The organism is Sulfuritalea sp., from assembly GCF_031426875.1.
GTDB lineage: Bacteria > Pseudomonadota > Gammaproteobacteria > Burkholderiales > Rhodocyclaceae > Sulfuritalea.
The window spans coordinates 107,436-119,656 of sequence record NZ_JASJPC010000033.1; the positions used below are offsets into that span (position 1 = coordinate 107,436).

Annotated in this window: 10 protein-coding genes; 5 read left to right on the forward strand and 5 right to left on the reverse strand. The window is 65.0% G+C overall.

Annotated features, from left to right (window positions below):
• The first annotated feature begins 54 nt into the window (after positions 1-54).
• From RMO95_RS15090 to RMO95_RS15100, 3 genes are all read left to right on the forward strand, one after another.
• A complete protein-coding gene (locus tag RMO95_RS15090; protein WP_310451467.1) occupies positions 55-477 on the forward strand; it encodes a hypothetical protein in 423 nt (140 codons plus the stop codon).
• Positions 478-581: 104 nt separating this feature from the next.
• Positions 582-1,142, forward strand: a complete 561-nt coding sequence (locus RMO95_RS15095; protein ID WP_310451468.1) for an ankyrin repeat domain-containing protein — start codon at positions 582-584, stop codon at positions 1,140-1,142.
• A 56-nt stretch (positions 1,143-1,198) separates the two neighbouring features.
• Complete coding sequence (locus RMO95_RS15100) at positions 1,199-2,245, forward strand: DMT family transporter (protein WP_310451469.1); 1,047 nt, start codon at positions 1,199-1,201, stop codon at positions 2,243-2,245.
• Positions 2,246-2,321: 76 nt separating this feature from the next.
• Here RMO95_RS15100 and accC read toward each other — a convergent pair whose 3' ends face one another.
• The 4 genes from accC to scpA all read right to left on the reverse strand — a co-directional run bounded on the left by accC (position 2,322) and on the right by scpA (position 9,145).
• Positions 2,322-4,307: an acetyl-CoA carboxylase biotin carboxylase subunit gene (accC, locus tag RMO95_RS15105; protein ID WP_310451470.1), complete on the reverse strand. Its 1,986-nt coding sequence runs from the start codon at positions 4,305-4,307 to the stop codon at positions 2,322-2,324.
• Positions 4,308-4,404: 97 nt separating this feature from the next.
• The gene (locus tag RMO95_RS15110; protein WP_310451471.1) at positions 4,405-5,937 is read right to left on the reverse strand and encodes an acyl-CoA carboxylase subunit beta; all 1,533 of its coding nucleotides are present in this window, start codon (positions 5,935-5,937) and stop codon (positions 4,405-4,407) included.
• 23 nt (positions 5,938-5,960) lie between these two features.
• Positions 5,961-7,037 carry a methylmalonyl Co-A mutase-associated GTPase MeaB gene (meaB, locus tag RMO95_RS15115; protein WP_310451472.1) on the reverse strand — a complete coding sequence of 359 codons (1,077 nt, stop codon included), beginning with the start codon at positions 7,035-7,037 and terminating at the stop codon, positions 5,961-5,963.
• The gene (gene scpA / locus RMO95_RS15120) at positions 6,980-9,145 is read right to left on the reverse strand and encodes a methylmalonyl-CoA mutase (RefSeq protein WP_310451473.1); all 2,166 of its coding nucleotides are present in this window, start codon (positions 9,143-9,145) and stop codon (positions 6,980-6,982) included. Before scpA ends, meaB begins: the two co-directional genes overlap by 58 nt.
• A 62-nt stretch (positions 9,146-9,207) precedes the next feature.
• Between scpA and RMO95_RS15125 the strand changes: the two genes are divergently transcribed.
• Both RMO95_RS15125 and RMO95_RS15130 read left to right on the forward strand, forming a co-directional pair.
• Complete coding sequence (locus RMO95_RS15125) at positions 9,208-9,882, forward strand: GntR family transcriptional regulator (protein ID WP_310451474.1); 675 nt, start codon at positions 9,208-9,210, stop codon at positions 9,880-9,882.
• A 120-nt stretch (positions 9,883-10,002) separates the two neighbouring features.
• Positions 10,003-11,547: a glycosyltransferase gene (locus tag RMO95_RS15130; protein ID WP_310451475.1), complete on the forward strand. Its 1,545-nt coding sequence runs from the start codon at positions 10,003-10,005 to the stop codon at positions 11,545-11,547.
• Here the strand turns inward: RMO95_RS15130 and RMO95_RS15135 are convergent.
• On the reverse strand, positions 11,531-12,220 hold the full coding sequence (locus RMO95_RS15135; protein ID WP_310451476.1) for a DapH/DapD/GlmU-related protein: 690 nt from the start codon (positions 12,218-12,220) through the stop codon (positions 11,531-11,533). The genes RMO95_RS15130 and RMO95_RS15135 overlap by 17 nt on opposite strands.
• Between the last annotated feature and the right edge of the window lies 1 nt (position 12,221).

Sequence of the window (12,221 nt, forward strand, 5' to 3'; positions counted from 1 at the left end):
GCTCGGAACCTGGAACACGCTGCGTCGCCGAATCTCCGACCAGGAGCGCGGAACATGAAAGCATTGTGCTTGGGCGGGCTGACAGTGGCGCTGTTGGCTGGCTGTGCCGGGCATACCCACAGCCTTGTTGCGGAGGAAAGCGATCGGGCCTTCAAGGGCGGCCTGTTCCGGCACGAGGGCCGGGACGGGCCGACGATGATCCTTGAGCTTGCGGGTACTCGGTTTGAAGCCCACGGCTTCGCCATAAGCCGCATCCAGAATTTGGCTGAACTGCGACGACAATACTTTCCCGGCAAGCATTACGAGCGGATATTTTCCGGCATGGATACCGACCACTACGTGTACACGGCCGAACCGGAGTTGCGCGCCGGGAATGGCACGGCCTTGCGATGCTCAGCCATATGGCGGGCAAACGGTTCCCCGGCGGGGCATTGCGTGACCGCCGAGGGGACGCACATCAATTTCCGTTTCGAGTAAGCCGACGACAAGCCACGAATCGACCCAAGGAGAATCCGCATGAAAGAGATCGAGGCATTCAGCCGCCAGCACCGCATTGCCGACGTGCTTCGCTGAGGCCGGCGATGAAAGGAAAGCACAAGCTCCGGCGGCACGGAGTCAAGGACGCAATACATCCTTCCGCGCCGGCGACTTGTCTGGCAGCGGTCCAAGAGGGAAAACTGGAGCGCGTGCGCGAACTTCTGCAAGAGGGCGTGGCGGCCAATTGGCAGGACAAGAACGGCTTCAGCCTGCTGTTCCACGCGATCTTCAGAAGGCATTTCGCGATTGCCGAGGAGTTGCTCGCGCGAGGTGCGGATATCGATCTCAGGGACCGGCATGGCTGGACACCGTTATTCTGGGCAGCATTCAACGATCATACGGACATCGTCGGCTTTCTCGTCGCGCGCCTCGCTGACGCCAATGCGGCTACTCATGAAGGTGACCGCCCCTTGTTCATGGCCGCTTACAAGGGGCATGCACAAGTGGTCCGCTTGCTGCTGGCGGGCGGGGCGCGGTGGGACGCGATCGACCCTGGCGGCCGCGATGCACTATGGGTCGCGAGCATGAATGGCCACCACGAGATCGTGAAACTACTCGAGGCCAGAGCGGCTGCACCCAGTGGGCCGCTTCCAGACACGCATTGACGCACGGCGGAAAGAATCGATGAAGTCAGTAATTTTCATTTAAGGAGCAAGCGCAAATGGTCCAGCCCACGGCCGTGTGGCTCGCCCTCGCTGCCGCCGCCCTGTTCGGCGGCAGCACGCCGCTGATCAAGTTGCTGCTCGGCGATGCCACGCCCCTGACCCTGGCCGGCCTGCTCTATCTGGGCAGCGGCCTGGGGCTCGCGGCGACGCGACTGCTGCGCGACCACGATTGGCGGCCGAGCGGTCTGTCACGCGCGGACTGGCGGTGGTTCACCGGGGCGATCGGGTTCGGCGGCGTCCTCGGTCCGTTCTTGCTGGTTTGGGGTCTGACGAAAACCGGCGCCGGCGCGGCTTCGCTCTTGCTCAACCTGGAGGCGGTGCTGACCGCGGCGCTGGCCTGGATCGTCTTCCGCGAACACGCCGACCGCCGCATCGTGTTCGGTATGGGGCTGATCGTGACGGGCGGCATTGCGCTCTCCTGGCCCGAAGCGGGAGCCAGTGCCGGCAACTGGAGCGGACCTCTGGCAATCCTCGGCGCCTGCCTGTGCTGGGCCATCGACAACAACCTGACGCGCAAAGTGTCGGCCTCGGATGCGCTGTTCATCGCCGGCATCAAAGGGCTGACGGCTGGTACGGTGAATCTCGGCCTTGCTTTCGTCCTGGGCCATTCGCTGCTCCCATGGTCGCTCGCGGCAGCGACCATGCTGGTCGGCTGGCTGGGCTACGGCGTCAGCCTGGTGTTCTTCGTGCGCGCCCTTCGCGAACTGGGCACCTCGCGAACCGGCGCCTACTTTTCCACCGCACCTTTCGTCGGCGCCGCCTTGAGCATCGCTCTGCTCGGCGAAGCGACTCCGCCCTCGTTCTGGCTGGCGGCGGCCCTGATGGGTTTTGGTGTCTGGCTGCATCTCACCGAGCATCATGCACATGCACATGAGCACGAGGCGCTACACCATGCTCACACGCACGTACATGACGAGCATCACCAGCATGAGCACGACTTCCCCTGGGATGAATCGAAACCTCATGACCATCCCCACGCGCATCGGCCGATGCGCCATTTCCATCCGCATTTCCCCGACATTCATCATCGGCATCGGCACTGAGCGTCGCATCGGCAAGCAATAGTTGGCGCTGGCGATACGGCGCCGACTCCGGTCGACGCCGCACGCAGCGAAGTTCCTACTTGAAGGCGATGATGGCCTGATCCACCGCCAGGCTTTCGCCCGGCTTGGCCAGCAGTTTTTCCACCACGCAGTCGCGCTCGGCCTTGAGCACGTTTTCCATTTTCATGGCCTCGATCTTGGCCAGGATTTCGCCGGCCTTGACCTCCTGCCCCACGCTGACTGCGATCTGCGTCAGCAGCCCGGGCATCGGCGAGAGCAGGAACTTCGACATGTCGGGCGCGGCCTTGACCGGCATCAGCGCGCGCAGCTCGGCGGTGCGCGCCGACATCACCTGCATGTCGGCCTGCACGCCCCAGTGGAACAGTCGATAGACCAGGCCACGCCGCTCGATCTGCATGCAGATCGCCTGACCGTTGAGGGTGCCGACGTAGAGCGGCTCGCCGAACTGCCAGTTCGAGCGCAGTTCGAAGCGCTCGCCGCCGAAGCTGACGTCCCAGCCGCCTGTCGCCGCGAGCACCTTCGCCTGGTACTGGCTGCTGCCCATCATCACGACGAAGTCCTCGCCAGGAACGAAATCATGTCCCGGCATCTGGCCGCTGATGCTCGCGTTGCGCGCCAGGTACTGGCGATGGATCGCCGCGGCGACCGCCACCAGCATCGCCGGATCGTCGTGCGGCACGTCGGCGGCATTGAAGCCCTTGGGATACTGCTCGGCGATCAGGCCGGTGTTGAAGTCGCCGGAAAGGAAGCGCGGGTTCTGCATCAGCGCGGCCTGGAAGGCGATGTTGGAAGCCACGCCGCGTATGACGAACTGGTTCAATGCATCGCGCATGCGGGCGATGGCCTGGTCGCGCGTCGTCGCATGGACGATCAGCTTGGCGATCATCGAATCGTAGAACATCGAGATTTCGCCGCCTTCATAGACGCCGGTATCGACGCGAACACCATGCACTTCGGGCGGCGGCACGTACTTCACCAGGCGGCCGGTGGAAGGCAGGAAGCCGCGGAAGGGATCTTCGGCATTGATCCGGCATTCCATGGCCCAGCCGTCGAGCTTGACCTGGTCCTGGGTGAAGGGCAGCTTTTCGCCGGCGGCGACGCGGATCATCAGTTCGACGAGGTCGAGGCCGGTGATCAGTTCCGTCACCGGATGCTCGACCTGCAGGCGCGTGTTCATTTCGAGGAAATAGAAGCTCTTGTCCTTGCCGACGACGAACTCGACGGTGCCGGCGCTCTGATAGTTGACCGCCTTGGCCAGCGCCACGGCCTGCTCGCCCATGGCCTTGCGGGTGGCCGGATCGATGAAGGACGAGGGCGCCTCCTCGATCACTTTCTGGTGCCGGCGCTGCAGCGAGCACTCGCGCTCATGCAGATAGATCGTGTTGCCGTGGGCGTCGCCGATCAACTGGATCTCGATGTGGCGCGGCTCCTCGACAAACTTCTCGACGAAGATGCGATCGTCGCCGAAGGCATTCTTGGCTTCGGTCTTGCAGGCGGCAAAGCCCTCGGCGGCTTCCTTGTCGTCGTAGGCCACGCGCAGTCCCTTGCCGCCGCCACCGGCCGAAGCCTTGATCATCACCGGGTAGCCGATGCCCCTGGCGATCTCCACCGCCTGCTCGGGCGTGTCGATGGCAGCGTTGTGGCCGGGGATCGTATTCACCTTGGCTTCCAGCGCCAGCTTCTTCGAGGCGATCTTGTCGCCCATCGCGGCCATCGAATAGTGCTTGGGACCGATGAAAATAATGCCTTGCTCTTCCAGCCGGCGCGAGAACTCCGGGTTCTCCGAGAGGAAGCCGTAGCCCGGATGCACGGCTTCGGCCCCAGTCTGCTTGCAGGCGGCAATGATCTTGTCGATCACCAGGTAGGATTCCTTCGAGGGCGGCGCACCGATGCAGACCGCCTCGTCGGCCAGCTCGACATGGCGCGCGTCCTTGTCGGCCTCGGAATACACGGCGACCGTGGCAATGCCCATCCTGCGCGCGGTCTTGATGACGCGGCAGGCAATCTCGCCGCGATTTGCAATCAAAATCTTTTTAAACATAAAACCTCCTGAAGCCACAGAGGACACAGAGATCACAGAGAAAGAGCTGGAGGTTTTCCTCTGTGCCCTCTGTGATCTCTGTGGCTAATTGTTTTCCTTACAGCGGAATGTTGCCGTGCTTGCGCCACGGGTTTTCAATCTTCTTGCCGCGCAGCATGGCCAGCGAGCGGCAGATGCGCTTGCGGGTTTCGTTGGGCATGATCACGTCGTCGATGAAGCCGCGTGCGCCGGCGACGAAGGGGTTGGCGAACTTGGCCTTGTACTCGGCCTCGCGTGCCGCGACCTTGACCGGGTCGCCCTTCTCCTCGCGGAAGATGATCTCGACCGCACCCTTCGGCCCCATCACGGCGATCTCGGCCGAGGGCCAGGCGAAATTCACGTCGCCGCGCAGGTGTTTCGAGGCCATCACGTCGTAGGCGCCGCCGTAAGCCTTGCGCGTGATCAGGGTGACTTTCGGCACCGTGCATTCGGCATAGGCGTAGAGCAGCTTGGCGCCGTGCTTGATGATGCCGCCATACTCCTGGGCGGTGCCGGGCATGAAGCCGGGCACGTCGACCAGGGTGATGATCGGGATGTTGAAGGCATCGCAGAAGCGCACGAAGCGCCCGGCCTTGATCGACGACTTGATGTCGAGACAGCCGGCCAGCACCATCGGCTGGTTGGCGACGATGCCCACGGTCTGGCCTTCCATGCGGGCGAAGCCGATCACGATGTTCTTCGCATGGTCGGGCTGGATCTCGAAGAAGTCGGTGTCGTCGACCATCTTCAGGATCAGCTCCTTCATGTCGTAGGCCTTGTTGGCGCTGTCCGGCACCAGGGTGTCGAGCGAGTAGTCGAGTCGGTCGGCCGGATCGTTGGTTTCGCGAACCGGCGGCTTTTCCTTGTTGTTGAGCGGCAGGTAGTTGAAGAAGCGGCGCAGCATCAAGAGCGCGTCGACATCGTTCTCGAGCGCCAGGTCGGCGACGCCGGAGCGGCTGGAATGCGTCACCGCGCCGCCGAGTTCCTCGGCCGTGACTTCCTCGTGGGTCACCGTTTTCACCACTTCCGGGCCGGTGACGAACATGTAGGAGGAATCCTTGACCATGAAGATGAAGTCGGTCATCGCCGGGCTATACACCGCGCCGCCGGCGCAGGGGCCCATGATCATCGAGATCTGCGGGATCACGCCCGAGGCCATGACGTTGCGCTGAAATACGTCGGCATAACCGCCGAGCGCGGCGACGCCTTCCTGGATGCGCGCGCCGCCCGAGTCGTTGAGTCCGATCACCGGCGCGCCGACCTTCAGCGCGTGATCCATGATCTTGCAAATTTTCTCGGCGTGGGCTTCCGACAGCGCGCCGCCGAACACCGTGAAGTCCTGCGAGAAGACGAACACCATGCGGCCGTTGATGGTGCCGTAGCCGGTCACCACGCCGTCGCCCGGGATGTGGCTTTCGCCCATGCCGAAATCGACGCAGCGGTGTTCCTTGAACATGTCCCATTCTTCGAAGGTGCCGTCGTCGAGCAGCATCTCGATGCGCTCGCGTGCGGTCAGCTTGCCCTTGGCATGCTGGGCGTCGATGCGCTTCTGGCCGCCGCCCAGGGCCGCCCTGCCGCGCTTTTCGTCCAGTTGGTGAATGATGTCGTGCATGTGATTACCTCCGATAGAACCAACTAGAAATGGCGGCCGACCAGCGCCAGCAGGCGCTGTGCCGCCGCAGCCGGCGTAGTGCTGCCGGCTTCAACGGAAACTGAAAGCTCCGCCAGCGCGGACTTCACCGCCGGGTGCTCGCGAAAACGGTTGCGCAAGCCCGAATCGATCTGCTGCCACATCCAGGCCAGGGCCTGGTGGCGACGCCGCGCCGCGAATTCGCCGCTGGCGGTCAGCGTGCTCTTGAACTTCTCGATGACCTCCCAGAATTCGGCGAGGCCATCCTTGCGCGTGGCCGACAGCGTCATCACCGGCGGTTGCCAGTTGGGCGAGGCCGGGTGCAGCATCGCCAGCGCCGAACGCATCTGTGCCGCGGCGAGTTGCGCCGCCGCCGGATCGAGGTCGGCCTTGTTGAACACCACCAGGTCGGCCAGTTCCATGATGCCTTTCTTGATCGCCTGAAGATCGTCGCCGGCATTGGGCAGTTGGAGCAGGACGAAGCAGTCGGTCATGCCGGCGACCGCGGTTTCCGACTGGCCGACGCCGACCGTCTCGACAATGATGATGTCGTAGCCTGCCGCTTCGCAGAGCAGCAGCGCTTCGCGCGTGTGCTCGGCGACGCCGCCCAGGCTGCCCGAAGAGGGCGAGGGCCGGATGAAGGCTTCGCTGCGTTGCGAGAGCAACTCCATGCGCGTCTTGTCGCCGAGTATCGAACCGCCATGCACGGTCGAGGACGGATCGACGGCGAGCACCGCGACGCGGTGGCCGCGTTCTATCAGGTACATGCCCAGGGCTTCGATGAAGGTCGACTTGCCGACGCCGGGCACGCCCGAGATGCCGACCCGCAGCGAGCGCCCGGTGTGGGGCAGCAGCGCATCGAGCAGCTGCTGCGCCCGTACCCGATGGTCGGAACGCGTCGACTCGACCAGGGTGATGGCCTTGGCCAGCGCGCGACGCTCGCCCGCCATCAGTCCCGCGACCAGTACGGAGTCTTGATTATCCACGCCGTTCTGGCCCGGTTCGGGCACGAGCTGCATCGTGCTCAGGCGCTGGCCGGCAGGTGTGCGGCGCGGATCGCGCGCAGCACTTCGTGCGCGCATTGCGGAATCGGCGTGCCGGGGCCGAAGATGCCGGCCGCGCCGTCCTTGTATAGCTGCTCATAATCCTGCGCCGGAATCACGCCGCCGACGAAGATCACGATGTCGTGGGCGCCTTGGCTGCGCAGCGCCTTGACCAGCGCCGGCACCAGCGTCTTGTGGCCGGCCGCCAGGGTTGACACGCCGATGGCATGAACGTCGTTCTCGATGGCCTGGCGCGCCGCCTCTTCCGGGGTCTGGAACAGCGGGCCGACATCGACGTCGAAGCCGAGGTCGGCAAAGGCCGTGGCCACCACCTTGGCGCCGCGGTCGTGGCCGTCCTGGCCCAGCTTGGCGATCATGATGCGCGGCCGGCGGCCTTCGGCGGCGGCAAAATTGTCGATCAGGTCGCGGATTTCCTTCATCGTTCCATCCTCGCCGAATGCCGCGCTATAGACGCCCGACACGGTCTGCGTCGTGGCGCGGTGGCGGCCATAGACCGCCTCCAGTGCATCGGAAATTTCGCCGACTGTAGCACGCAGCCGGCTGGCCTTGATTGCCAGGTCGAGCAGGTTGCCGCTGCCTGTTTTTGCCGCGTCGGTCAGCGCCGCCAGAGCGGCTTGCACCGCCGCGCCGTCGCGGGTTTCACGTATCTTTTTCAGGCGCACGATCTGGCCGTCGCGCACGGCATGGTTGTCTACGTCGAGGGTGTCGATCGCCGCCTCTTCCTTGAGCTTGTACTTATTGACGCCGACGATGACGTCCTTGCCCGAGTCGATGCGCGCCTGTTTCTGCGCGGCGCAGGTCTCGATCTGCAGCTTGGCCCAGCCGCTTTGCACGGCCTGGGTCATGCCGCCCATCTTGTCCACGTCCTCGATGATGCGCCAGGCCTCGTCGGCGATGTCCTGGGTCAGCTTCTCCATCATGTAGCTGCCGGCCCAGGGATCGATCACGCTGGTGATGTGGGTCTCTTCCTGGATGATGAGCTGGGTGTTGCGCGCGATGCGCGAAGAGAACTCGGTCGGCAGCGCGATGGCTTCATCCAACGAATTAGTGTGCAGAGACTGCGTGCCGCCGAACACCGCCGCCATGGCTTCGACCGTGGTGCGCACCACGTTGTTGTAGGGATCCTGCTCGGTCAGCGACCAGCCCGAGGTCTGGCAGTGGGTGCGCAACATCAGCGACTTCGGGTTCTTCGGTTCGAACTCTTTCATGATGCGCCACCACAAGAGGCGCGCCGCGCGCATCTTGGCGATCTCGAGGTAGAAGTTCATGCCGATCGCCCAGAAGAAGGACAGGCGTCCGGCGAAGGCATCGACGTCCATGCCCGAGGCCAGCGAGGTCTTCACGTACTCGCGGCCGTCGGCCAGGGTGAAGGCGAGCTCCAGCGCCTGGGTCGCACCGGCTTCCTGCATGTGGTAACCCGAGATCGAAATCGAATTGAACTTCGGCATGTTCTTCGCGGTGAACCCGATGATGTCGGCGATGATGCGCATCGAGGGTTCGGGCGGGTAGATGTAGGTGTTGCGGACCATGAACTCCTTGAGGATGTCGTTCTGGATCGTGCCGCTCAGCTGTTCCTGGGAAACGCCCTGCTCCTCGGCGGCCACCACGTAGCCGGCGAGGATGGGCAGCACGGCGCCGTTCATGGTCATCGACACCGAAACCTTGTCGAGCGGAATGCCGTCGAACAGGATCTTCATGTCCTCGACGGAATCGATCGCCACGCCGGCCTTGCCGACGTCGCCGGTGACGCGCGGATGGTCCGAGTCGTAGCCGCGGTGGGTGGCCAGGTCGAAGGCCACCGAGACGCCCTGTCCACCCGCGGCGAGCGCCTGGCGGTAGAAGGCATTGGAAGCCTCGGCCGTCGAGAAGCCGGCGTACTGGCGGATGGTCCACGGCCGCACGGCGTACATGGTGGCCTGCGGCCCGCGCAGGAAGGGCGCGAAACCGGGCAGCGTGTCGGCGTAGGGCAGGCCCTCGACATCGGCCTTGGTATAGAGCGGCTTGACCGTGAGGCCTTCGGGCGTGACCCAGTTCAGTTTCGATACGTCGCCGCCCGGCGCCGACTTGGCAGCCGCCTTGGCCCAGGCCTCGATCGAAGGGATGCTGATTTCCGGTGCCTTGCTCATGTCTTTTCCTTTTTAAGGCGCTTGACTTCCTAGTAAGGACGCATGATACTGCATCCATAATTATGAATGCAAGACCATCTTCGCATATTGTTGTCGCCCCCGCCCTCTACGAACAGGTCGCGGAGCGTTTGCGTACGCGGATTTTCGCCCATGAGCTGCCGCCCGGCAGCTGGATCGACGAGCAGGCGCTGGTCCTCGAGTACGGCATCAGCCGCACGCCGTTGCGCGAGGCGCTCAAGGTGCTCGCCGCCGAAGGGCTGGTGGTGCTCAAGCCGCGCCGCGGCTGCTACGTGACCGAACTGTCGGAACAGGATATCGACGAGGTTTTTCCGGTCATGGCGCTGCTCGAAGGCCGCGTCGCCGAAGAGGCGGCGCGCCGTATCACCAGCGCCGACTTTCTCCGCCTCGCCGCAATCCACGAGGAACTCGAACAGCATGCGGCGGCCAACAACACCGACCGTTTTTTCGAGACCAACCAGCGCTTCCACACCGCCTTGCAGGAAATCGCCGGCAACCGCTATCTGGCCCAGTTGATCGACGATGCGCGCAAGGTGATCAAGCTGACCCGCCGCGACTCGCTGCGCCTCGAAGGCCGCCTCAAGCAATCGCTGGCCGAGCACCGCGAGATACTCGAAGCCCTGCGCCTGAAAGATCCTGCCCGCGCCCGGCAGCGCATGCACGACCACTTGCTGTCCGGCCGCGCCGCGCTGGCGAAGCTGGCGACCTCCGCGGGCTGAGCCGGCGGCGGCAATCGAGGTTCAAGCCGCCTGAACAAAGGCGCGGCGGCGACGGCCGCGATCCGGCGCCCGCGGTAACATCCGTCACCTGGGCACATTCCCGATCAAATTGCTTTCGTCATGACACTGCTGCAGGACGCACTCCATCGAACCCTGAGGGAACCCCAGTGTGCGCGGCGCTGGCACACGCTGCTGGCGATCTGGCTGGAAACCCGCGAGCCGGCGGCACGACGCCCGGTGCTCGACATACTCGCCAGGCATGCCGACGACGACCCGCGCAGCGCGATCCTGCGCCTGACATTCCTGGCCCGGGCCAGCGGCGATTCGCGCTTTGAAAATGCCGCCGCAGCCCAGGTTCTGGTCATGGAACCGGGCGACCCGGATCGGCTGGCGGCCTTCATGGCCTACCGCTGGCTCAGCGCGCTGCAGACGATCGGGGAACGTGCGGATTTCGTCGCCGACCTGACTGCCGGGCATCTGCCCGCAATGGCCAGACGCCTGATGCTGAACGCTGCCGAATCGCTGCCGCCCGGCTTCGTGCCGCGCGTGGCGAAAACGATTCAGCGCGTGGCCGTGGTGCTTCCCTATATCGGCCACCAGTTTCACACCCCCAGCATGATGGGGGTCGAGCAGGCCATCGTCCTCGCCCGCGAAGGCTGCCAGGTAAGAATATTCTCCGCGCAGGAACTGATGCCGCCGGACGCCGCGCTGTTCCGCGGCGACGACCGCGAATTGCTGCTGCCCGCGCTCGACGCGCAGGCATGGGCAGGCATCCTGCCGGCCGGCCTCGGCATGACGATCGCCGACATCCGCTACAGTTTGCCGGGGCGCTGGGCCAGCCAGATGACGACGCTGGCCGCATTCGATCCCGATGTCGTGCTGCCGGTCGGGCTGTATTCGCCGCTCGCGGCAGCCTTGTATGCGCTGCGCCCGGTGGTCGGCATCAGCGTCAATACCGTGGCGCCGATCGCGCCCCTCGATGTCTGGCTGACGGCCGAGCCCGATGCCGAGCGGCGTCCGGCATGGGGCGGGACCTTCGCGCCGCCGCAGCCGGTGCATCACCCCTATCGGATAAAGCGTTCACGCAAGCACGGGCAGCTCACCCGCGCCGCGCTCGGTCTGGACGAAACGGCGGTGGTCTGGATCACGGCGGGTTTTCGCCTCAAGCAAGAAATCACGGGCGCATGGGCAAGCCGGATGCTGCAGCTGATGGCGCGCCATCCCAGGGTGGTCTGGCTCCTGGTGGGCGGCGCCGGCGAGCTGCCGCAGGCCTTGCAGCAGGCAGCGCCGGGCCGCGTGCGCGCCCTGGCGACGCGCGACGACCTGCCCGGCGTCTTTCGCTGCTGCGATATCTACGTCAATCCGCCGCGCATGGGCGGCGGCTTCAGCGTCGCCGAAGCCATGGCGGAGGCCTTGCCGGTGACCGCTTTCGCCAATTCCGACGGCGGCGACAAGCTGGGCCCACTGGCCCTGCCCGACCTCGATGCCTACCTGGCGCGCCTGGCTGCGCTGAGCGAAGATCCCGAGCTGCGCCGCAGCACAGGCCAGGCCCTGCGCCAGCGCTTCGATGAACGCCTCGACATCGAGGCCTCCGGTCCTGCGCTGCTGGCCGCCTGCCGGCAGGCGGCCGACCTGGCCCGGAACAGACTTACAAAGTCTTCTTGAATTTTGCCGGTATTCCGAGCACCAGCACGCCCGCGGGAACATCCGCGGTAGCCACGGCGCCGGCACCGACGAAGGCGCCGTTGCCGATTTCCAGGCGCTCCAGCAGGGTGGCGCCGATCGCAATCGTGACGCCGCGGCCGATGCGCGATAGGCCGCCCAGATTGGCGCCGGGCTGGATGCGCGAGAACGATCCGATATGCGTATCGTGGCCGATGGTGACGCCGCGATTGACGAAAACGTGGTCGTCGAGACGGACTCCCGGCCCGATCACGCTGTTGGCGCCGACGAAAACGCCCTGGCCGAGCCGGGCCAGGGGCGACACATAGGCGGTCGGATGCACCAGGGTATGGTAGCGAAGGGCGAAACGCCGCTCGATCTCCGCCGCCAGATTGGCGCGCGTCGGCGTGGTCGGACGGAGCAGGTAGACTTCGTCGGCGCCGGGCTGAAAGTCATCCAGCATTGCCACCTGCGGCGCATCGCAGAGGCCGCGCAGGGCCTCGATGCGCGCGGCCAGGGGAATGTCGCGCGGCCCGTCCGACTCGGGCAGATGCAGCACCACCTTGGCCGGCAGCAGACCGTTGGCCAGCGCGCAGTCGAACAGGTCGGAGACGATGTTGCTGGCGCCGAAAATGACCAGCCGGCGTGGCGCGGGATCGAGGATCAGTGCTGCCATC

Bases quoted from the DNA above. Each gene is read 5' to 3' on its own strand.
- RMO95_RS15095 (WP_310451468.1), top strand. From the start codon at position 582: ATGAAAGGAAAGCACAAGCTCCGGCGGCACGGAGTCAAGGACGCAATA.
- RMO95_RS15135 (WP_310451476.1), bottom strand. From the start codon at position 12,220: ATGGCAGCACTGATCCTCGATCCCGCGCCACGCCGGCTGGTCATTTTC.
- scpA (WP_310451473.1), bottom strand. From the start codon at position 9,145: ATGAGCAAGGCACCGGAAATCAGCATCCCTTCGATCGAGGCCTGGGCC.
- RMO95_RS15125 (WP_310451474.1), top strand. From the start codon at position 9,208: ATGAATGCAAGACCATCTTCGCATATTGTTGTCGCCCCCGCCCTCTAC.
- RMO95_RS15110 (WP_310451471.1), bottom strand. From the start codon at position 5,937: ATGCACGACATCATTCACCAACTGGACGAAAAGCGCGGCAGGGCGGCC.
- meaB (WP_310451472.1), bottom strand. From the start codon at position 7,037: ATGCGCGCACGAAGTGCTGCGCGCGATCCGCGCCGCACACCTGCCGGC.
- RMO95_RS15090 (WP_310451467.1), top strand. From the start codon at position 55: ATGAAAGCATTGTGCTTGGGCGGGCTGACAGTGGCGCTGTTGGCTGGC.
- RMO95_RS15130 (WP_310451475.1), top strand. From the start codon at position 10,003: ATGACACTGCTGCAGGACGCACTCCATCGAACCCTGAGGGAACCCCAG.
- accC (WP_310451470.1), bottom strand. From the start codon at position 4,307: ATGTTTAAAAAGATTTTGATTGCAAATCGCGGCGAGATTGCCTGCCGC.
- RMO95_RS15100 (WP_310451469.1), top strand. From the start codon at position 1,199: ATGGTCCAGCCCACGGCCGTGTGGCTCGCCCTCGCTGCCGCCGCCCTG.